This is a genomic window from Streptomyces sp. (genome assembly GCF_031181555.1).
Taxonomy (GTDB): Bacteria; Actinomycetota; Actinomycetes; order Streptomycetales; family Streptomycetaceae; genus Streptomyces; species Streptomyces fimbriatus.
In genome coordinates this window covers 1-22,126 of the sequence record NZ_JAPSKQ010000111.1, presented here as the reverse complement: position 1 = coordinate 22,126, position 22,126 = coordinate 1, and the positions used below count along the sequence as shown (strand labels likewise).

Genomic DNA, 22,126 nt, shown 5'->3' with positions numbered 1-22,126 from the left:
CCGTCCGGGCGAGGCCATGATGGACACGTGACCGAATCCCGCAGGCGAGTCGAACTGTTCGAGGCCCCGGAGAGCGGCCGCCGCTTCGGCGGCCCGACGGCCGGCGACGAGCGGGCGATGCTCCTGGGCGCCCAGCGCGCCGCGCTCGAGGTGAAGTGCTCCGGTCTCGGGGAGAGGGGGCTGGCGCTGCGCTCGGCCGAGCCGTCCGGCTCCCTGCGCTGGGTCCTCATCCACATGATCGAGGAGTACGCCCGCCACGACGGCCACGCCGACCTGCTGAGGGAGCGGATCGGCGGCGCGGCGGGGCTGTGAGACGGCCGGGCCGGGGCGGTGGGGCGGGCCGGGCCGGGGTGTGCGTGCCGGGCGCCGGGCCGGGCGCCGGGCCGGGCGTGCGGGGTCCGGGCATGACCATTCGGCCGCCGTGTACTAGAGTTATCTCGACATCGAGATATCTGCCGAGGAGCACCGCAGCCGCCACACCGGTAAGGGTTACCTAACTTAGCCTTACCTTAGCGGATCGGTCGAGATGCCGTGGCGGCAGGATCGTGGTGGTACGCGCACATCAATGAAGGAGACTGTCGTGTCGGCGAACAGCTTCGACGCCCGCAGCACGCTGCAGGTGGGCGACGAGTCGTACGAGATCTTCCGGCTGGACAAGGTCGAGGGCTCCGCGCGCCTTCCCTACAGCCTGAAGGTGCTGCTGGAGAACCTGCTCCGCACCGAGGACGGCGCGAACATCACCGCCGACCACATCCGCGCCCTCGGCGGCTGGGACTCGCAGGCCCAGCCGTCGCAGGAGATCCAGTTCACGCCGGCCCGCGTGATCATGCAGGACTTCACCGGCGTGCCCTGCGTCGTGGACCTCGCCACCATGCGCGAGGCCGTCAAGGAGCTGGGCGGCGACCCGGCGAAGATCAACCCGCTGGCCCCGGCCGAGCTGGTCATCGACCACTCCGTCATCGCCGACAAGTTCGGCACCAACGAAGCCTTCAAGCAGAACGTCGACCTGGAGTACGGCCGCAACCGCGAGCGCTACCAGTTCCTGCGCTGGGGCCAGACCGCGTTCGACGAGTTCAAGGTCGTCCCGCCCGGCACCGGCATCGTCCACCAGGTGAACATCGAGCACCTGGCCCGTGTCGTCATGGTCCGCGACGGCAAGGCGTACCCCGACACCCTGGTCGGCACCGACTCGCACACCACGATGGTCAACGGCCTCGGCGTCCTCGGCTGGGGCGTCGGCGGCATCGAGGCCGAGGCCGCCATGCTGGGCCAGCCGGTCTCCATGCTGATCCCGCGCGTCGTCGGCTTCAAGCTGACCGGTGAGCTCCAGCCCGGCACGACCGCCACGGACCTCGTGCTCACCATCACCGAGATGCTGCGCAAGCACGGCGTCGTCGGCAAGTTCGTCGAGTTCTACGGCGAGGGCGTCGCCGCCACCTCCCTGGCCAACCGCGCCACCATCGGCAACATGTCGCCGGAGTTCGGCTCCACCGCCGCGATCTTCCCGATCGACGACGAGACGCTGAGCTACCTGCGCCTGACCGGCCGCTCCGAGCAGCAGGTCGCGCTCGTGGAGGCGTACGCCAAGGAGCAGGGCCTCTGGCTGGACCCGAAGGCCGAGCCGGACTTCTCCGAGAAGCTCGAGCTCGACCTGTCCACGGTCGTGCCCTCCATCGCCGGCCCGAAGCGCCCGCAGGACCGGATCGAGCTGTCCCGCGCCGCCGAGCAGTTCGCCGCCGACGTGCTCAACTACGTCGAGGCCGGCGTCACCGGCGGCGACGACCGCAAGCCGGGCGTTCCGCAGCAGGAGCAGCCGCACGGTGTCGCCTCCCCGGTCGACGAGGCGTCCGCCGAGTCCTTCCCGGCCTCCGACGCCCCGGCCTACGGCAACGACGACAACGGCGCCGGCGCCCCGCAGCACTCGGCCGTCGTCCCCGGCCCCGGCCCGTCCAACCCGGTCACCGTCACCGCCCCCGACGGCAGCACCTACCAGCTGGACCACGGTGCGGTGACGGTCGCGGCCATCACCTCCTGCACCAACACCTCCAACCCGTACGTCATGGTCGCCGCCGCCCTGGTGGCCAAGAAGGCGGTCGAGAAGGGCCTGACCCGCAAGCCGTGGGTCAAGACCACCCTCGCCCCGGGCTCCAAGGTCGTCACCGACTACTTCGAGAAGGCGGGCCTGACCCCGTACCTCGACAAGGTCGGCTTCAACCTCGTCGGCTACGGCTGCACCACCTGCATCGGCAACTCCGGCCCGCTGCCGGAGGAGGTCTCCAAGGCCGTCAACGACCACGACCTCGCCGTCACCTCGGTCCTGTCCGGCAACCGGAACTTCGAGGGCCGCATCAACCCCGACGTCAAGATGAACTACCTGGCGTCCCCGCCGCTGGTCGTCGCCTACGCGATCGCCGGCTCCATGAGGGTGGACATCACCAAGGACGCCCTGGGCACCGACCAGGACGGCAACCCGGTCCACCTGAAGGACATCTGGCCGACCGAGGCCGAGGTCAACGAGGTCGTCGCCAACGCCATCGGCGAGGACATGTTCTCCAAGTCCTACGCCGACGTCTTCGCCGGCGACGCCCAGTGGCAGGCGCTGCCGATCCCGACCGGCGACACCTTCGAGTGGGACCCCGAGTCCACCTACGTCCGCAAGCCCCCGTACTTCGAGGGCATGCAGATGGAGCCGGCCCCGGTCGAGGACATCTCCGGCGCCCGCGTGCTCGCCAAGCTCGGCGACTCGGTCACCACCGACCACATCTCCCCGGCCGGTGCCATCAAGGCCGACACCCCGGCCGGCAAGTACCTCACGGAGCACGGAGTCGAGCGCCGCGACTTCAACAGCTACGGCTCGCGCCGCGGCAACCACGAGGTCATGATCCGCGGCACGTTCGCCAACATCCGCCTGCGCAACCAGATCGCGCCGGGCACCGAGGGCGGCTACACGCGTGACTTCACGCAGGAGGGCGGCCCGGTCTCCTTCATCTACGACGCCTCGCAGAACTACCAGGCCGCCGGCATCCCGCTGGTCGTCCTGGCCGGCAAGGAGTACGGCTCCGGCTCGTCCCGCGACTGGGCGGCCAAGGGCACCGCGCTCCTCGGCGTCAAGGCCGTCATCGCCGAGTCCTACGAGCGCATCCACCGCTCGAACCTCATCGGCATGGGCGTCCTGCCGCTGCAGTTCCCGGAGGGCCAGTCCGCCGACTCCCTCGGCCTGACCGGCGAGGAGACCTTCTCCGTCTCCGGCGTGACCGAGCTGAACGACGGCACCACCCCGCGCACGGTGAAGGTCACCACCGACACCGGCGTCGAGTTCGACGCGGTCGTCCGCATCGACACCCCCGGCGAGGCGGACTACTACCGCAACGGCGGCATCATGCAGTACGTGCTGCGCAGCCTGATCCGCAAGTAAGCGGTCCGGTACGGCAGTTGAGGGCCGCATCCCCGGCGACGGGGGTGCGGCCCTCGCCGTGTTCCCCGTTGTGCGCCGAAGCGTCGCCAGGTGACGGGGGTGGCGGTGAGCCGCGGTGCACGGCGCATCCACCCCGTCCTGGCCGGACGTCAGGACAGTGACCGGGAAGCGCTCGACGAGCTGACGCGCCGGCTGCGCGAGCGACTGCTCGAACCGGGCGTGGACGGCGTCGGCCCGGTCCGCTCCGGGGACATCCCCGCGGGGGCCGAACCGGTGGACGCGATCGACCGACGGGCGGGACGCGGCTCTTGCGCGGCAGCCGTTTACAACCGGCTCGCTCGGCGCTACCTTCCCCTCACGGGCGAGGTGGGAGCGCTCCCATGCCTCGGTGGACCGGAACCCGCCGTCGGAGCACCTCCACCTCGCCCGGCTCCAGGCACCCGTGCGCACGACCCGTCAGGCCCGCAGCAATCGACAGGTGTGTCATGACTGTGACAGTCATCCGGGAGGGGGCCGCCTCCGGGCCGCTCCTCCCCGCCCGCGCCAGAGCCCTCTTCCTCGTCCTGGTCTCCTTGCTCGCGGCCCTGCCGGCCGCCGGCCTGGTCGTGACGACGGGCGGCTGGGGCGGCGGCCAGCGGCCCGGGACGACCGTCGCCGACACCGGCGACGTGCCGGCGCCCGGCTGGACGGTCGACCGGACCCTCCCGGACGGCCGGTGGACCGACGGCCCGTGGCGCGGGAGCGCCGCGCACCCGGGCCGGGGCGTGGTGGTCCACGGCGGCTCCCAAGGCCCAGGCGGAAGCGCGGCCCTCGGCCGTGTCGTCCCCGGCGCCGGCGATGACGGCGGGACGAGCCTGCCCTGCCGGGTCGGCTGAACCCTCGCGCGGCGGGCGGCCCCGGTGGCGGCGTGTCCGGACGCCGTCGGGGCCGCCCCCGCTCACGAGCCCGACAGGGAGCTCAGCCAGTCCAGTTGGCGCCGTACGTGCACCGCGTCCCCGCCCTCGTGCCCGTTGAACGGGTAGGCGTGGATCTCCTTGGCCGGCTCCGCGCCCGTCAGGTCCGCGTAGTGGTTGAACGCGGCGTACGCCCCGCTCGGCGGGCAGACCGTGTCGCGCAGGCCGACCCCGAAGTGGGCCGGGGCGTGGGCGCGGCGGGCGAAGGACACGCCCTCGACGTAGGAGAGCGTGCGGAGGGCGGCCTCCTCGGCGCCCCGGTGGACCGAGAGGTAGGCGGTGATCTCGCCGTACGGGCCCGTGTCGGTGAGGTCCAGGGCGCGGGGGATGCCGCACAGCAGCGGGGCGGTGACCAGCACCGCCGCCAGGTCGGGCACCAGGCCCGCCACCGCCAGCGCGAGTCCGCCGCCCTGGCTGTTGCCGACCGCCGCGACCCGCGAGGGATCCACCCCCGGCAGGACGCGCACGGCGGCGACCGCGCGCACCGCGTCGGTGATCAGCCGGCGGTAGTGGTAGTCCCGCGGGGCGAGCAGACCGCGGACCGCCGGGCCGGGCCCGCCCGGTGCGGCGGCGTGCGGGTCGGGGGTGTCACCGCCGCAGCCGTACTGGTCACCCTGGCCCCGGTTGTCCATCAGCAGATGCGCGTATCCGGCGTTCACCCAGGTCAGCCGTTCGTGCGGCAGGCCGCGCCCGCGTCCGTAGCCGGCGTACTCGACGACCGCCGGCAGGCCTCCGGTCGTACCGGTCGTGGAGCCGAGGTGCCGGGGGAGGCTGAACCAGGCGCGCACCGGGTCGCCGGCGAAGCCGCGGAACGTCACGTCCCAGGTCTCGGTCAGCCGCAGCCCGTTCTCCACCGGGCGGGACGAGACCAGTGGATCCCCCTCGGCCGACGCCTCCTTCAGGGTGCTCTCCCAGAAGGCGTCGAAGTCGGCGGGCTCGTCGATGTCCGGACGGTGACGCTCCAGTTCCGCCGGGGGCAGGTCGAACGCGGGCACGGGGCACACCTCGCAGGATCGATGGGAACGGAACGGCCGATCGTTGCGGAATACGGCCAGAAAGTTCCGGGGAACATAGCAGATCAGGTTGCCCTTCACAGCAGGGCCGTTCTCGTTTCTTCCTCGCTTCGCCCTCTCAAAAACCCAGCGTGCAGCACCCATTGACAGTGCCTGGCGCTCCCTTTAGGTTGCCGCGAAGTTATCGATAAGAGCTCGAAAGTTTCGGTTCTGCGTCCTACGGCACGGAAGGCCCGAGCCCTATGAGCACCTCCACCACGTCGGCTCCACCGCCGGGCACGCAGGACCCGCCGCCGACGAAGACCACACCGCACCGCACGCGTTCACCCGCGCGCACCGGCTGGCGGCGGGCGCTGCGCCGGGACTGGCAGCTGTACTCGCTGGCCGTGCTGCCGCTGCTGTTCTTCCTGGTGTTCCGCTATCTGCCGATGATCGGCAACGTGATCGCCTTCCGCCGGTTCGAGCCCGGCGGTTCGATCCTCGGCGAGGACTGGGTGGGGCTGCGCTACGTCGAGATGTTCCTCACCGACCCCACCTTCTGGCAGGTGTTCCGGAACACCCTGTGGCTCGGCGGCCTCACCCTCGTGTTCTGCTTCCCGATCCCGATCGTGCTCGCCCTGCTGCTGAACGAGGTGCGCAGGAAGGCCCTGAAGCGGTTCGTGCAGTCGGTGTCGTACCTGCCGCACTTCCTGTCGATCGTGATCGTCGCCGGCATCACGCTGCAGATGCTCGCCACGGACGGCCCGGTCAACCACGTCCTGGGCTGGTTCGGGCACGAGCCGATCCGGTTCATCCAGGAACCCGAGTGGTTCCGCACCGTCTACGTCGGCTCGGAGGTCTGGCAGACCGCCGGCTGGGGCACGATCCTCTACCTCGCCGCGCTCACCACCATCGACGAGGACCTGTACGAGGCCGCCCGCATCGACGGCGCCAACCGCTGGCAGCAGATCTGGCACGTCACCCTGCCCGGCATCCGCCCGACCATGATCACGCTGCTGATCCTCAACATCGGCACGTTCATGGCGGTCGGCTTCGAGAAGGTCCTGCTGCTGTACAACCCGCTGACGTATCCGACCGCCGACGTGATCTCCACCTACCTCTACCGGACCGGTGTGGAGTCCAACAGCTTCAGCTACGCCGCCGCGATCGGCCTGTTCGAGGCGATCATCGGCCTGGTGCTGATCACCTCGGCCAACCAGCTCTCGCGCCGCACCGTGGGGACGAGCCTGTGGTGAACACCGTGACCTCCGCCCGAAGCGACCGGGACCCCCGACGGACCGGGGACCCCCGACGCGTCCGACGCCTCCGGGGCACCCGCCGCCCCTCGGTGACCAGCCCCTCGCGCGGTTACCGGGTCTTCCAGGGCGTCAACGGCGTCGTCCTCACGCTCGTCGTGCTGGTGACCCTGTACCCGTTCGTCAACATCATCGCCCGCTCGTTCAGCGGGGAGCGGCAGATCCGCGCCGGTGAAGTGACCCTGTGGCCCAAGGGGTTCAACCTCACCACCTACGAGATCGTCATCTCCGACTCGATGTTCTGGCGGAACTACGGCAACACCGTGCTCTACACGGTCGTCTCCACCGCCGTCGCCATGGTGCTGACGACCTGTTACGCCTACGTCCTGTCGAAGAAGAACCTCAAGGGACGCGGCGCACTGGTCGGGATCGCCGTGTTCACCATGTTCTTCACCGGCGGCCTGATCCCCCACTACGTCCTCATCACCAGCCTCGGCCTGAAGAACAGCGTGTGGGCCATCGCGCTGCCCAACGCGATCAGCGTCTTCAACCTGCTGGTGATGAAGGCCTTCTTCGAGAGCCTGCCGACCGAGCTGGAGGAGGCCGCGCAGATCGACGGGCTCAGTACCTACGGCATCCTGCTGCGGATCGTGCTGCCGCTGTCCAAGGCGGTCGTCGCGACCATGGTCCTCTTCTACTCGGTCTCCTTCTGGAACTCCTGGTTCTCGGCGTTCCTCTACATGGACCGCACCGAGCTGATGCCGGTCACGGTCTATCTGCGCAACCTCCTCGCGGGCGCCACCGGGGGCACCGGCGCCGGCGCGGCCACCGAGCAGCTCACCCAGGTCTCGGCGAACATCCAGGCGGTCACGATCGTGCTGACCTCGCTGCCGATCCTCTGCCTCTACCCCTTCGTCCAGCGCTACTTCGTCTCGGGCGTGATGCTCGGCGCGGTCAAGGGCTGACGCCGTACTCCCGACCGACCCGCCGACGGAACAAAGGAGTTTCCGTGAACCACAACAGACAGCTGTCGCGGCGCCAGATCCTCGCCGCCGCCGGATTCATCGGCCTGGCCACCCTCACGGGCTGCGGCAGCGGTGACGACGGCGACGGCGGCGGCAAGGACCTGTCCAAGAAGCGGAACGGCGCGATGAAGAACTACCGCGCCGGCGAGCAGTTCAAGGCCACCAAGCCGCTGTCCTTCTCCCTCCTGCACAACAACAACCCGGTCTACCCGATGAAGGACGGCTGGCTGTTCTGGAAGGAGCTCGCCAAGCGCACCGGCGTCACCCTCGAGGCCACGCCGGTCCCGCTGAGCGACTACGAGAAGAAGCGCAGCCTGCTCATCGGCGCGGGCGACGCCCCCCTCCTGATCCCCAAGACCTACCCGGGCGCGGAGACCGCGTTCGTCTCCTCGGGCGCCATCCTCCCGGTCAGCGAGTACGTGCACCTGATGCCCAACTTCCAGGCGAAGGTGAAGAAGTGGCGCCTGCAGCCGGAGGTGGACTCGCTGCGCCAGTCCGACGGCCGCTACTACCTGCTGCCCGGCCTGCACGAGAAGGCCAAGTCCGGCTACTCGCTGGCCTTCCGCACCGACGTCCTGGAGCGCCACGGCCTGAGCCTGCCCACCACCTGGGACGAGGTGTACCAGGTGTTCAAGGCGCTCAAGGAGGAGTACCCCGACCGCTACCCCTTCTCCGACCGCTGGAGCACCAACACCCCCTTCCCCGTCGGCGCCCTGATGCAGTACCTCGGCCAGGCGTACGGGGTGCGGGCCGGCTGGTCGTACCTGAACACCAGCTGGGACGCCAAGGCGGAGAAGTTCGTCTTCACCGGCGCCACGGACGCCTACCGCCAGGTCGTCGCGTACCTGCACAAGCTGGTCGCCGAGAAGCTGATGGACCCCGAGAGCTTCACCCAGAACGACGAGGAGGCGGTCAAGAAGCTGCTGTCCGAGAAGTCCTTCGCGATCAGCGCCAACCCGCAGGAGCTGGTGCAGAACTACCGCTACAACCTCGGCAAGCAGGTCAAGGGCGCCACCGTCGAGATGGTCCCGGTGCCGATCGGCCCCGCCGGACCGGTGGTGCTGGGCGGCTCCCGCCTGGAGAACGGCATGATGATCTCCAGCAAGGCGCTCGACAGCGACGACTTCGTCGCCCTGATGCAGTTCGTCGACTGGCTGTGGTACTCCGACGCCGGCCAGGAGTACTGCAAGTGGGGCGTGGAGAACGTCACCTACACCCGATCCGGACCCGGCGAGTACGAACTCAAGCCCGGCATCAGCCTCATGGGCTCCGACCCCGACGCGCCCAAGGACCTCCAGAAGGACTTCGGCTTCTTCAACGGCGTCTTCACCTACGGCGGCAGCTGGGCCCTGGTCTCCTCCTCCTTCAGCCCGGACGAGAAGAAGTTCCAGGACGCCATGGCCGGCCGCGAGCAGCTGCCCGTCGACCCGCCGCACCCGCTGCGCTCCGAGGAGCAGGAGCGGGCCACCCTGTGGGACACCCCGCTGAAGGACCACGTCACCCAGAACACCCTCCAGTTCGCCCTCGGCAAGCGCCCGCTGTCCGAATGGGACGACTACCTCGCCGAGCTGAAGGCGAAGAACATGGACCAGTTCATCGACCTGCACAACCAGGCGTACGAACGGTTCCGGAAGGACAACGCGTGATCCGCGTCCCCGCCGGTCCGGGCGGCCGGCTGTCCGACGCCTGGCGGAGCTGCGTCGGCACCGGCCGCCTCGACCTCGCCCTGCGCCGCGACTACCAGGACTCCCTCGCCCTGCTCCAGCGCGACATCGGCTTCCGGTACCTGCGCGGCCACGGCCTGCTCAGCGACGGCCTGGGCATCCACCGCCCCTACGAGTGGCAGGGCCTCCGCCGCACCCACCACTCGTTCACCTACCTCGACCAGGTGATCGACGCCTGCCTCGGCCTCGGCATCCGCCCCTTCCTGGAACTCGGCTTCATGCCGGGCGCCCTGGCCTCCGGGGAGCAGACGGTGTTCTGGTGGCGGGGCAACGTCACCCCGCCCGCCGACGAGAAGGAGTGGACGGGCCTGGTCCGCGCCGTCCTCGCCCACCTCGTGGACCGCTACGGCGCCGACGAGGTCCGCACCTGGCCGATCGAGGTGTGGAACGAACCCGACCTGCCCCAGTTCTGGCAGGACGCGGACGAGGCGGCGTACCACCGGCTGTACGAGGTGACCGCGCACGCCGTGAAGGAGGTGGACGCCGCCCTGCAGGTCGGCGGCCCGGCGCTCTCGCCCGCCGCGGACGGCTGGCTGGAGCGGTTCGCCGAGTTCACCGAACGCCGGGACGTGCCCGTCGACTTCGTCTCCCGGCACGCCTACACCTCCGGCCCCGCCCAGCACGTCCCCTTCGGCGTCCACCAGACCCTGGCCCCGGCGAGCGACCTCCTCGACCAGTTCGCCGCGCCCGGCCGGGTGCTCGAGGGCACCCGCCTGGCGGGGCTGCCGGTGCACATCACCGAGTTCAACTCCTCCTACCGGCCCGACAACCCGGTCCACGACACCGCCTTCCACGCCGCCTACCTCGCCCCGGTGGTGACGGCCGGCGGCGACCACGCGGACTCCTTCTCCTACTGGACGTTCAGCGACGTCTTCGAGGAGACCGGCATCCCGACCGCGCTCTTCCACGGCGGCTTCGGCCTGCTCACCCACCGCCAGGTGCGCAAACCCACCTACCACCTGTACGCCTTCATGGCCCGCACGGGGGAGGAGCGACTGGCCCGGGGGGACGACCACGTGGTGACCCGGCACGCCGACGGCCGGGTCACCGTCCTCGCCTGGGCCCCCGTCGACGAGACCGGCCGGACCCCCGGTCCGGACCGGCACACCGTGCGCCTCTCGGTACCGGTCGGCACCGCCCCGCGCGGCGAGGCGTTCGTCCGCCGCTCCTCGGTCGACGAGGAGCGCGGCAACGCGTACACCGCCTGGCGGCACATGGGCAGCCCGCGCTCACCGAAGCCCGCACAGCTCGACGTCCTGCACGAGGCCGCCGAGCCCGCCCGCGGCCACTACCGGCTGCCCGTCGAGGACGGCCGCGCGGACCTCACCCTGACCCTGGCCCGCCACGAGATCACCCTCGTCGAGCTGACCCCGCTCGTCGACGAGACCCCGCCCTGGTGGGACGAGCGGCGACTGCTCGGCGGGGAGGCGCCGTGAGCACCGTACGGGCCGACGCCTTCGGCACCGGGGTCCTCTCCCGGGCCGCCGCCCTGATCCACACCCTCGTCACCGTCGAGGCCCTGCTGCTGCTCACCGCCGCGCCGGGCCTCGTCGGCCTCTTCCTGCTCGGTCCCGATCCCGCCAACCTGCCCCTCGCCGCCCTCTGCCTGCTGCCCCTGGGCCCGGCCGTCTCCGCCGCCCTCTACGCCCTGCACCACCGCAGCCGCGACCTCACCGACCTCCACCCGGCCCGCGCCTTCCGGCGCGGCTGGCGGCTGGGCGCCCTCCCCGCGCTGAAGCTGTGGGCTCCGCTGCTCGGCTGGCTCACGGTCATCGCCTTCACCCTCACCCACTTCTCCGCCACCGGGCTGCCCCGCTGGTGGGCGGTCCTGTCGGCGCTGACCGGCGCCGGCTCCCTCCTGTGGGGCGCGCACGCCCTGGTCCTCACCGCCCTGTTCACCTTCCGCGCCCGCGACACCGCCCGCCTCGCCGCCTACTTCCTGCTCCGGCACCCCCGCGCCACCCTCGGCGCCGCCTCGCTGCTGATCGTGACGGCCGCCGGAACCGCCCTGCTCACCGAGGCCCTGCCCGCCCTGCTCGCCGCCCCGCTGCTGCTGTCCCTGCTGCACAGCAGCCGCCCGGTGATCGCCGAGACCGAGGAGGAGTTCACGGCATGACCCCGCCCCCCACCCCGAAGATCCCCTACGGCGGCGACTACAACCCCGAGCAGTGGCCCGAGGGGGTGTGGGACGAGGACCACCGGCTGTTCACCCGCGCCGGGATCGACACCCTCACCGTCGGCGTCTTCTCCTGGTCGATCACCCAACCCGGTGAGAACACCTATGACTTCACACTCCTGGACCGGGTCCTGGACCGTGCCGCCGCCGAGGGCCGCCGGGTCTGCCTGGCCACCGGCACCGCCGCCCTCCCGCCCTGGCTGGCGAAGCGGTACCCCGAGGTCAACCGCACCGACTTCGAGGGCCGCCGGCACCGCTACGGGCAGCGCCACAACTTCTGCCCCAGCTCACCGGCGTACCGCCGGCTCTCCACCGCGCTGGCCGCCCGCCTCGCCGAACGCTACGCCGACCATCCCGCCCTGCTCGCCTGGCACATCAACAACGAGTACGGCGGCGCCTGTTACTGCGACCTGTGCGCCGACGCCTTCCGCGCCTGGCTGCGTGACCGCCACGGCACCCTCGACTCCCTCAACGACGCCTGGTGGACCACCTTCTGGTCGCACCGCTACACCGACTGGGACCAGATCGAGCCGCCCAGCGCCCTCACCGAGCACTGGCGCGGCCCCGACCACACCGCCTTCCAGGGCATCACCCTGGACTACCACCGCTTCACCACCGACGCCCTGCTCGGCTGCTTCCTCGCCGAGAAGGAGGTGATCCGCGCCCACGACCCGGACACGCCCGTCACCACCAACTTCATGGGCGCCTTTCGCCCCCTCGACTACCACCGCTGGGCGCCCCACCTCGACTTCGCGTCCTGGGACAGCTACCCGCCCCTCGACGCGCCGCCCACCGTTCCCGCCCTGGCCCACGACCTGATGCGCGGCCTGAAGGACGGCGCCCCCTTCTGGCTCATGGAGCAGACCCCGTCCACCACCGCGTGCCGCGACGTCAACCCGCTGCGCCGCCCCGGCGAGCTGCGCCTGGCCACCTTCCAGGCCATCGCCCACGGCGCGGACGCCGCGCTGTACTTCCAGATGCGCGCCTCGCGCGGCGCCTGCGAGAAGTACCACGGCGCCGTCATCGGGCACGCGGGCCGCGACGACACCCGCGTCTTCCGGGAAGTCGCCGAACTGGGGGAGGAGCTGAAGGCGCTGGGCGACGCGACCCTCGGCGCCCGCACCCCCGCCCGCACCGCCCTCCTCTTCGACTGGGACAGCTGGTGGGCGCTGGAGATGTCCGACGGCCCCTCCCGCCTCGTCCGCTACCAGGACACCGTCCACGCCTACTACCGGGCCGCCCGCGAGGCCGGAGCGGACGTGGACGTCATCGCGCACAGCGCCGACCTCACGCCCTACGACGTGGTCCTCGCCCCCGTCCTGCACCTGGTCAAGGGCGATCTCGCGGCCCGCCTGGAAGCCGTCGCCGCACGCGGCGGCACGGTCCTGGCCACCTTCCTCTCCGGCCGCGCCGACGAGCACGACCGCGCCTTCCCCACCGACGTCCCCGGCCCCCTCGCGCCCCTCATGGGCATCCGCGTCGACGAGTGGGACGCCCGCCCGGCCGACGTCGTCCGGCCGGTCCACTTCGGCGACCTGACCGCACAGGCCCGCCTGGTCTTCGAGCTCGTGCGGCCCACCGGCGCGGAGCCGGTCGGCACGTACGGCGCCGACTTCTACGCCGGCACCCCCGCCGTCACCCGGCACCGCTTCGGCGCGGGCGAGGCCTGGTACGTCGCCACCGCCCTCGACCAGCCGGGCGTGCACCACGTCGTGAGCCGGGTCCTGGCCCGCCACGACCTCCTCGGCCCGTACGCCGGGCATCCCGGCCTGGAGACGGCCGGCCGCGTCGCCCCCGACGGCACCCGCCTGCTCTTCCTGCTCAACCACTCCGCCGAACCGGCCCGCCTCACCGCCCGGGCCACCGCCACCGACCTGCTCACCGGCGAGCGCACCGAGCGGGGCGAGCCCTTCGGTCTCGACCCGCTCGGCGTGGCGGTCCTGCGCCTCGCGTAGAGGTCAGTGGATGGTCCGCCCCCGCTCGTCCGGCACCCCGGACTTGCGCAGGAAGTAGCTGTTGATCTGGTCGCGCCACTCCCGGGCGCTGCGGAGCTGTTCCTCGTACCGCTCCGCCACGCGCGCGTGGCGCGCCGGGTCCACCAGGTCCGCGAGCCCCGCCCACACCCGGCGGGCCTCCTCCACCTCCGCCACGCCCTCGAAGTGCGTGTCGTAGATGTGCTGGATCACGGTCTTCCCGCTGTGCAGGACGTGCCCGTACGGCACGTGGTGGAAGAACAGCAGCAGCTCGTCGGGGCAGGTCTCCGGCGACTCGTACACCTTGGCCCACGGATCCGCGTACTGTGCCGCGTACCCGGTGCCGGTCGCCGCGCTGCGGTCCACGCCGACACCGTCGCGGTCGGCGAAGTGGTAGGTGCCCCACGGGCTGTACTCGTAGCCGTCCACGCTCGGCCCGTAGTGGTGTCCCGGCTGCACCATGAAGCCCACCCCGAGCGGCGCGGTGTACTTCTCGTACGTCGACCAGGAACCGTCGAGCACGGCGTGCAGCCCGTCGGCCAGCCGGGCCGGAGCCCCGGGGTGGGTCAGCGCGATCCACTCGTCGAGGACCGCGTGCGGATCCGCCGCCGGGTCCCAGGCCAGCCGCCCGAAGGTGTAGAGGTTGGCCTGGGCGAGGGGGTGACCGGTCCAGAACGGGTCGTCGCCGACGTTCGACACGGCCACGAGCCCGTCCGCCAGCCGTCCGGCGCTCACCCCGCCGTCCGGCCGGAACCGCAGCACCTCGCTCCACATCGGGCCCAGCCAGCACACGTGCCGCTGCTGCCCGGTGTACTCCTGCGTGGCCTGCACCTCCACCGCGAGCCGGGTCCGGGGCATCGCGCCGATCAGCGGGGAGACCGGCTCGCGCACCTGGAAGTCCATCGGCCCGTGCTTGACCTGGAGCACCGCGTTGGGGGCGAACTCCCCGTCCAGCGGGGTGAAGTGGTCGTACGCGGCCCGCGCCCGGTCGGTGGTCCGGTCCCGCCAGTCCTGGCGGTGGTCGTACACGAAGGCCCGCCAGTGCACCGTGCCGCCGTACGGCTCCAGCGCGGCGGCGAGCACGTTCGCGCCGTCGGCGTGCGAGCGGCCGTAGGCGAACGGGCCGGGCTGGCCCTCCGAGTCGGCCTTCACGACGTAACCGCCGAAGTCGCCGATCGCCTCGTAGACCCGGCCGGTCGCCTCCGCCCACCAGTCGCGCACCGCCCCGTCCAGCGGGTCGGCGGTGGGCAGCCCGCCCAGCACCATCGGCGCGGCGAAGGTGACCGACAGGTGCGTCCGGATGCCGTACGGGCGCAACACGTCCGCGATCGCGGCGACTTCGCCGATCCGGTCGGTGAGCAGCCGCGCCTCGGTCTCGTGCACGTTGACGTTGTTGACGGCGACGGCGTTGATCCCGCACGCCGCGAGCAGCCTGCCGTACGCCCGCACCCGGTCCAGGTCACCGCGCGCCCGTCCGTCCGCCCAGAACAGCGAGCCGCCCGCGTAGCCGCGTTCGACCTGGCCCATCACCGGGTGCACGGCCACGTTGTCCCAGTGGTCCAGCATGCGCGTCGCGAGCGCCGGACGGTGGACCTCCCGGGCCCGCTCACCGCGGAAGGCGTCCTCCCCGAGCCGTACGACGTGGAACAGGCCGTAGAGCAGCCCGCGTTCGCCGGACGCGGTGACGGTCGTGGTCCCGCCCCGGCGCGTGAGGGCGAACCCCTCGTCGCCGAGGTCGTCGCCGGCCGGTTCGAGGACCAGCTCGGCGTCCCCGTCGCCGCCGTCCCGTACCACCCGGCCGCCGAACCGTTCGCAGGCGTCGGCCAGTTCGGCGTACACCGTCTCCGCCGGCGGTCCGTCGCCGGCGCGCACCAGCGAACGCCGGCTGCCGACCGCCCGGAACGCGGCGGACGGCAGCCAGGCCGCGTCGAGGTCCCCGGAATCCGTCACCGCTGCCTTTCCCCCTGCTGTGGACGCGCCGCCCGGAGGACACCGGGGGTCCGCTCCATTCTGGTGCACCGGGGACCCGGGAGGTAGCTGTTGTCCCGGGGGGAATCCCATGGGAAAGGCGGGCCCGGACCAGGTCCGGACCCGCCTTTGGCGGTGCGTCAGCCCAGCAGTTCCACCTCCGTCAGCGCCGCCTCACCGGTCAGCACCAGCCGGTAGTGGCCGTAGACCCCCGGCTCGTCCACCGAGAAGGCCCGCGTCTGCCGGTCCCAGCGGAACGACTCGTCCGCCCGCCTGTCCAGGTCCGTCCAGGTCTCCCCGTCGGCCGATCCCTGCAGCACCCAGCCCGTGGGCGCCTTGGCGCGGTCGGCGGACGTCAGCGTGTACTGCACCGCCTTCGTGTCCCCGGTGACGGGCAGCTCCACCGTGGACACCGTGGCGCCGGTCGCCGACGTGTCGTCGAACAGGGCGCCCTCGCCCTCGATCGCGTCCTTGCGGGGCGTGGGCACCTCGTCGTCCCGCGTGATCGACACGGGAGCGGCGTTCTCGCCGGTGCCCCACGACGACGGACGCGGGCCCATGTCGAACTCCAGGACCCCGCCCCCGGCGATCAGCGAGTGCGGCAGCGAGGTGGAGTTCCAGCGCTTGCCGTTGACCTTCAGCCCCTGCACGTACACGTTCCTCGCGCTGTTCCGCGGCGCCTCGACGACCAGCTCGCGGCCGTTCTCCAGGTGCACGGTCGCCTTCTTGAACAGCGGGGAGCCGATGGCGTACTCGCCGCTGCCCATCACCAGCGGGTAGAAGCCGAGCGCGGAGAACAGGTACCAGGCCGACTGCTCGCCGTTGTCCTCGTCGCCGTGGTAGCCCTGCCCGATCTCGCTGCCGGTGTAGAGCCGCGACAGCACCTCGCGGACGTTCTTCTGCGTCTTCCAGGGCTGCCCGGCCGCGTCGTACATGTACAGGGCGTGGTGGGCGACCTGGTTGGAGTGCCCGTACATGCCCATCCGGACGTCCCGCGCCTCGGTCATCTCGTGGATGACGCCGCCGTAGGAGCCGACGAACTCCGGGGAGGCCGTCTCGGGCGTGGCGAGGTACTCGTCGAGCTTGTCGGCGAGGCCCTTGCGACCGCCGTAGAGGTTGGCCAGGCCCCGGCTGTCCTGCGGGGCGGTGAAGGCGTAGCCCCAGCCGTTGGTCTCGGTGTAGTCGTGGCCCCACACCCGCGGGTCGTACTTCTCCGACGGCACGCGCCAGTCGCCTCCGGCGTCCTTGCCCTGGAAGAAACCGGCCTTCGCGTCGAAGAGGTTGACGTAGTTCCGGGCGCGGTCGAGGAAGTACGCCGACTCCTCCTTGTAGCGCTTCTCGCCGGTCTTCCTGTAGAGGGCCTCGCCCATCTTCGCGATGCCGTAGTCGTTGAGGTAGCCCTCCAGCGCCCACGACAGGCCCTCGTGCGTCTCGGTGCCGGTGTAGCCGAGGAACGGCGAGGTCGCCATGCCCTTGCGGCCCACACCGGACGACGGGGGCACGACGGTGGCGTTCTTCACGGCCGCGTCGTACGCCGCCTCCGCGTCGAAGTCGACGCCCTTGACGTAGGCGTCCGCGAACGCGACGTCCGAGGAGGTGCCGGTCATCAGGTCGGCGTAGCCGGGGGAGGACCAGCGGGAGGTCCAGCCGCCGTCCTTGTAGTGCTGCACGAACCCGTCGACCAGCTCACCGGCCTTGGAGGGGGTCAGGAAGGAGTACGCCGGCCAGGTGGTGCGGTAGGTGTCCCAGAAGCCGTTGTTGACGTACACCTTGCCGTCCACGATCTTCGCGCCGGTGCGCGTCGGGGTGTCCGGCCCCGGCATCTTCGAGAACGGCGAGGCGTACTTGTACGTGCCGTCGACCTTCTCGAAGCCCGAGTTCGGGTACAGGTACAGCCGGTACAGGCTGGAGTAGAGCGTGGTCAGCTGGTCCGGCGTGGCGCCCTCGACCTCGACCTTGCCGAGGATCCTGTCCCACTGCCGCTGGGCGCTTCGCTTCACCGCCTCGAAGGACCGGCCCTCGGGGATCTCCTGGCGCAGGTTGTCCTTCGCCTGGTCGACGCCGATCAGCGAGGTGGCCAGACGCAGGGTGACCCGGCGGTCGTCGCCCGCGTCGAACCGCAGGAAGCCCTTGACGCCGTTCGCGTCGCCCTCCGTCACCGGCCTGTCGAACTCGCCGTAGACGAACAGCCGGGTCGCGCCCGTGGACAGCCCGGACTTGACGTCCGAGTAGCCGGTGACGGTCCCGCTCTCCTCGTCGAGCGTCAGGCCGGCCTGGTCGGTGACGTTGTCGAAGAGCACGCTCGCGTCGTCGCCGGGGTAGGTGAAGCGCATCATCGCCGCGTGGTCCGTCGGCGCCATCTCGGCCTTCAGGCCGTTCTCGAACCGCACCCCGTAGTAATACGGCCGCGCGGTCTCGTTCTCGTGCCGGAAGGCCAGCTCGCGTGCCTCGCGCCCGAGGTCGGGGGTGCCGGCGGCGACGGACGGCATCACCTGGAAGGTCTGCCGGTCGCCCATCCAGGGGCTCGGCTCGTGGCTCGCGCTGAACGCCTGGATGGTCGGCAGGTTGTCCGCGTTGTTGCCGCGCGCGTAGTCGTACAGCCAGCTCAGCGACCCGGCGTTGGTCACCGGGGTCCAGAAGTTGAAGCCGTGCGGCACGGCGGTCGCGGGGAAGTTGTTGCCGCGCGAGAAGGCGCCGCTGGAGTGGGTGCCCCGGGTGGTCACGGCGTAGTCGGAGAGGTGGGCCTTCGGCCGCTCGGGCGCCACCTGCCGCAGCGCCACGTCGTCCAGCCAGCCCCGGAACTTCGCCGGGCCCTCGGGGGAGTCGTACGCCACCAGGATCCGGTCGACGGTCTTGCCGGCGGCCACCGAGCCGATCCGGGAGACCACGTTGTTCCACTGGTTGACGTAGAGGACCTTCGACGCGCCCTGCCCCCGCGGGGTCAGCGGGAACCCGTGCTGGTCGGTGGCCCGCAGGTCGCTCAGGTAGGTGCCGTCGGTGAAGGCGAGGTCCACGGAGACGTTCGTGGCGTCGTAGTCGAGGTCGCCGTCGGCCATCGACGGGAAGATCCGGTACGACAGCTGGGTGTGCCGCCCCACCGCCACGTCGACGTCGAAGACCTTGTTGTACGAGTACGCCCGCCCGTCGGCGGTGTGCCGGCCGGCGTAACGCAGGGCACGCTTTCCGGTGAACCCGGCGCCCGCCTTCGCCGTCGGCGAGCCGCTCGGGCCGCGGTCGACCAGTGAGAGCATGTCCTGCGGCACGGGCCCGTCGCCGCCTCCGGTGGAGAACTGGACGTCGGCCAGCTGGAGTATGCCGCCGCCGTGGTTCTTGGTGAAGTCGATGCGGAAATGCCGGTACCCGGCGACGGCCGACGCGTCGATGTCGTAGATCTTCGTCTGGAACCGCGCGGAGAAGGACTCGCCCGTACGGGTGTCGAGCGTCTTCCACTCCCTGCCGTCGGCGGAGCCCTTCAGGGTCCAGTCCTGCGGGTCCCGTTCGGCGTGGTCGTTGGCGGAGGTGAGCGCGTACCGGACCACTTCGGCCGGCGCGTCCAGGTCGAACTCCACCCAGCCCGTGGACTCGAAGGCCAGCCACTTGGTGCCCGGCTCGCCGTCGACGAGGTTCTCCTTCACCTCCCCGCCGCCGGTGTTCTCCGCACTGGCGCGGACGTCCGTGACACGGTCGGTGACACTGCCCGGAATGCCGGTGCTGTAGCCGCCGTCGACGCCCGAGGCGCGTCTGCCGCCGCCGGGTGCGGTGTCGACGGTGTTCAACCAGTCCGGAGCGGGGTCCCCGGACTCGAACGACGAGGCGAACTCCCGGTCCGCCTTCGGCGGTGCCTGGGGCAGCGCGACCGCGACGCCCGGTGAGCCCGCGGCCAAAGCGAAGGCGGTCGCCGCGACGACCGCCGTCCCCCATCTGTGCCGAACCCTGTGCTGCATGCGCGAGCACCCTCCCTGCGCTGGACAACGTTGTCAACCTCATTGCGCAAGCACCAGTAGTGGGTCAAGTGGCCTGTGGTGTCAAGGGCGTTGAATGTGGCATTCAGGTCCGTCGGCGGTGATTCTTCCGTCCCGGAACGCGCCGGCCGCTCATATTTCCGCGAGGTCTCAACTCGGAAAAGACCCACGGCGAACCTTGCATTCGATCTTGCTCCGTTGGCGGGAAGTGGACTATACCTGTCGGCACTCCGGGGCATCTTCACAGCACCCGACCATCACCGACGCGTACGACGAAGAACGTCCCGCACCTGCGGCGCTTCGGGCGCCACCGGTGCGACCAGCACCAGCCGCACTTCCTGCACGACCCAGCTTGACCCGAACGCGGTGCCGGGAAGGATCCGGTTCACCGCCTGAGTCCTGGAGAAGGCGAGGACTTGAGCATGGGATCCACTTCCGCCGAGAACACCGGCACCGGCGACCACCCCACGACCGGTGTCGGCCGCCGCGACCTGATCAAGCGGTCCGCCGCACTCGGCCTGATTTCCGTACCGACGATGAGTTTCCTGTCCGCGTGTGCCAGCGGGGGCGGGGACGGCGACTCCGGGGAGAACGAGGGCAAGACGTCCGAGTCCAACCCGTTCGGGGTCAAGGAAGGCAGCAAACTCGACGTCGTCATTTTCAAGGGCGGCTACGGGGACAACTACGCCAAGGCGTGGGAGGCCGACTTCAAGAAGAAGTGGGGCGTCACCTCCGTCCACACCGGTACCCAGGAGATCACCGGAAAGCTCCAGCCCCGGTTCAACGCGGGCAATCCGCCGGACATCGTGGACGACTCCGGCGCCCAGCAGATCCCGATCGACGTGCTGCACAAGAACGGCCAGCTGCTCGACCTCGCCGAGGTGCTGGACGCCCCGTCGATCGACGATCCGGGCAAGAAGGTCCGCGACATGCTCATCCCCGGCACGCTCGACGCGGGCATGCAGGAGGGAAAGGTCGTCGCCCTCAACTACATCTACACGGTGTGGGGCCTGTGGTACTCCGGCAAGCTCTTCAAGGAGAAGGGCTGGGAGCCGCCCCGGACCTGGGACGACTTCCTCGCCATCTGCAAGGACGCCAAGTCCCAGGGCATCGGCGGCCTCGCCCACCAGGGCAAGTACCCGTACTACATCAACGTCGCCATCATGGACCTGATCGCCAAGAAGGGCGGCCTGGACGCCATGAAGGCGATCGACAACCTCGACCCCAAGGCGTTCGTCGGCTCCGACGCCGCCAAGGAGGCCGTCGAGGCCATCTACGAGGTCGTCGAGAAGGGCTATCTGATGCCCGGTACGAACGGCCTGACCCACAACGAGTCGCAGACCCGCTGGAACCAGTACAAGGCCGCGTTCATCACCAGCGGCTCCTGGCTGGAGAACGAGCAGCTCAAGACGACGCCGGCGGACTTCGACATGAAGTTCCTGCCGATGCCGCTGCTGCCCGGCAGCGCACTGCCCTTCGAGGCGATCCGGGCCGGTTCCGGCGAGCCGTTCATCATCCCGTCCAAGGCCAGGAACCTGCCCGCGGCCAAGGAGTTCATGCGGATGATGCTCTCCAAGGAGTGGTCGACCATCTTCGCCAAGGAGGCGAACTCGCTGACCATCCTCAAGGACGGCGTCGACCCGAACGTCCGGCTGCGGCCGGGCACCCAGTCCACCGTCGAGGCCTCCAAGGCGGCCGGCGACAACACCTTCCGCTACCTGTACACCGAGTGGTACAGCGAGATGGGCACCGCCATCGAGAACGCCTCCAACGAGCTGATGGCCAAGCGCATTCAGCCGAACGAGTGGCTGAAGCGGGCCCAGGCCGCGGTCGACAAGCAGGCCAAGGACCCGGCCTCGAAGAAGAACCGCCGCGACTGATCTCGCTCGCTCGACCGACCGGAATCCGGGCCGGGGAAGGTTCCCCGGCCCGGAACGGGGACACCAGGGGCAGGAACGCCATGCGCAAAGGGCAGCACCGGTTCGTCGCGGGATTTCTCCTCTTCCCCGTGGCGCTCTATCTGATCTTCGTGATCTGGCCGTACATCCAGACGTTCGGTTATTCACTGACCGACTGGAAGGGACAGTCGCAGACCTTCAGCTTCGTCGGCCTGGACAACTACACCAGGTTGCTCGAGGACGACATCTTCATGGGGGCCATCTGGCACAACATCCTGTTCCTGGTGTTCATCCCGGTGATCACCATTCTGCTCGCCCTGTTCTTCGCCTTCATGCTGAACGCGGGCGGGCGCGGGCGGTCCGGTGGCGTCTCGGGAGTCGCCGGATCCAAGTACTACCGGGTCGTCTATTTCTTCCCGCAGGTGCTGTCCCTGGCCATCATGGCGGTGCTCTTCGGAGCGGTGTACCGCAGTGACAGCGGCGGCATGCTCAACGGCGTCCTGATCAAACTCGGGCTGGTCGACAAGAACAGCCCCGTGGAATGGCTCAACGAGCCGAACATCGTGCTGTGGGCACTGATCCTGGTGGTCGTCTGGCACGGCGTCGGTTTCTACCTGGTGCTGTTCTCGGCCGCCATGCAGTCCATTCCCCGGGACATCTACGAGGCCGCGCTGATCGACGGCGCCGGCCGCGCCCAGTCCTTCTTCCGCATCACCCTGCCGCTGCTGTGGGACTCCGTGCAGACCGCGTGGGTCTACCTCGGCATCGCGGCGATGGACATGTT

General features: G+C 70.5%; 13 protein-coding genes and 1 pseudogene. 11 read left to right on the top strand and 3 right to left on the bottom strand.

Going from position 1 to position 22,126, the window contains the following annotated elements:
* Positions 1–207 precede the first annotated feature (207 nt).
* The 3 genes and pseudogenes from RIM90_RS21225 to RIM90_RS21215 form a co-directional block, all read left to right on the top strand.
* Positions 208–312 (top strand): annotated as a pseudogene (locus tag RIM90_RS21225) (DUF664 domain-containing protein); the annotation flags it as partial.
* Positions 313–565: 253 nt separating this feature from the next.
* Positions 566–3,415, top strand: coding sequence for an aconitate hydratase (locus RIM90_RS21220; protein ID WP_309062326.1), 2,850 nt, complete (start codon positions 566–568; stop codon positions 3,413–3,415).
* Positions 3,416–3,900: 485 nt separating this feature from the next.
* Entirely contained in the window at positions 3,901–4,290 is a 390-nt protein-coding gene (locus tag RIM90_RS21215; protein WP_309062325.1) for a hypothetical protein, read from the top strand.
* Positions 4,291–4,352: 62 nt separating this feature from the next.
* Here the strand turns inward: RIM90_RS21215 and RIM90_RS21210 are convergent, their stop codons facing one another.
* The gene (locus tag RIM90_RS21210) at positions 4,353–5,363 is read right to left on the bottom strand and encodes an acetylxylan esterase (protein WP_309062324.1); all 1,011 of its coding nucleotides are present in this window, start codon (positions 5,361–5,363) and stop codon (positions 4,353–4,355) included.
* A 260-nt stretch (positions 5,364–5,623) separates the two neighbouring features.
* Between RIM90_RS21210 and RIM90_RS21205 the strand changes: the two genes are divergently transcribed.
* From RIM90_RS21205 to RIM90_RS21180, 6 genes are all read left to right on the top strand, one after another.
* Positions 5,624–6,616, top strand: coding sequence for an ABC transporter permease subunit (locus RIM90_RS21205; protein WP_309062323.1), 993 nt, complete (start codon positions 5,624–5,626; stop codon positions 6,614–6,616).
* A gap of 92 nt (positions 6,617–6,708) precedes the next feature.
* Positions 6,709–7,581 (top strand): carbohydrate ABC transporter permease, encoded by an 873-nt coding sequence (locus tag RIM90_RS21200; protein WP_309062322.1) that lies wholly within the window; start codon positions 6,709–6,711, stop codon positions 7,579–7,581.
* A 44-nt stretch (positions 7,582–7,625) separates the two neighbouring features.
* Positions 7,626–9,287 carry an extracellular solute-binding protein gene (locus RIM90_RS21195; RefSeq protein WP_309062321.1) on the top strand — a complete coding sequence of 554 codons (1,662 nt, stop codon included), beginning with the start codon at positions 7,626–7,628 and terminating at the stop codon, positions 9,285–9,287.
* The gene (locus RIM90_RS21190; RefSeq protein ID WP_309062320.1) at positions 9,284–10,801 is read left to right on the top strand and encodes a xylan 1,4-beta-xylosidase; all 1,518 of its coding nucleotides are present in this window, start codon (positions 9,284–9,286) and stop codon (positions 10,799–10,801) included. The genes RIM90_RS21195 and RIM90_RS21190 overlap by 4 nt, the downstream gene beginning before the upstream one ends.
* A complete protein-coding gene (locus RIM90_RS21185; RefSeq protein ID WP_309062319.1) occupies positions 10,798–11,481 on the top strand; it encodes a hypothetical protein in 684 nt (227 codons plus the stop codon). The genes RIM90_RS21190 and RIM90_RS21185 overlap by 4 nt, the downstream gene beginning before the upstream one ends.
* Complete coding sequence (locus RIM90_RS21180; protein WP_309062318.1) at positions 11,478–13,496, top strand: beta-galactosidase; 2,019 nt, start codon at positions 11,478–11,480, stop codon at positions 13,494–13,496. The genes RIM90_RS21185 and RIM90_RS21180 overlap by 4 nt, the downstream gene beginning before the upstream one ends.
* Before the next feature lie 3 nt (positions 13,497–13,499).
* Here RIM90_RS21180 and RIM90_RS21175 read toward each other — a convergent pair whose 3' ends face one another.
* Together RIM90_RS21175 and RIM90_RS21170 are read right to left on the bottom strand one after the other, a co-directional pair.
* Positions 13,500–15,464 (bottom strand): alpha-glucuronidase, encoded by a 1,965-nt coding sequence (locus RIM90_RS21175; RefSeq protein WP_309062317.1) that lies wholly within the window; start codon positions 15,462–15,464, stop codon positions 13,500–13,502.
* A gap of 158 nt (positions 15,465–15,622) precedes the next feature.
* The gene (locus RIM90_RS21170) at positions 15,623–19,426 is read right to left on the bottom strand and encodes a GH92 family glycosyl hydrolase (RefSeq protein ID WP_309062316.1); all 3,804 of its coding nucleotides are present in this window, start codon (positions 19,424–19,426) and stop codon (positions 15,623–15,625) included.
* Positions 19,427–19,866: 440 nt separating this feature from the next.
* Here RIM90_RS21170 and ngcE point away from each other — a divergent pair, with 440 nt between their 5' ends.
* Both ngcE and RIM90_RS21160 read left to right on the top strand, forming a co-directional pair.
* Positions 19,867–21,324: an N-acetylglucosamine/diacetylchitobiose ABC transporter substrate-binding protein gene (ngcE, locus tag RIM90_RS21165; RefSeq protein ID WP_309062315.1), complete on the top strand. Its 1,458-nt coding sequence runs from the start codon at positions 19,867–19,869 to the stop codon at positions 21,322–21,324.
* An 80-nt stretch (positions 21,325–21,404) separates the two neighbouring features.
* A partial coding sequence (locus RIM90_RS21160) for a sugar ABC transporter permease (protein ID WP_309062314.1) occupies positions 21,405–22,126 on the top strand: 722 nt, incomplete at its 3' end.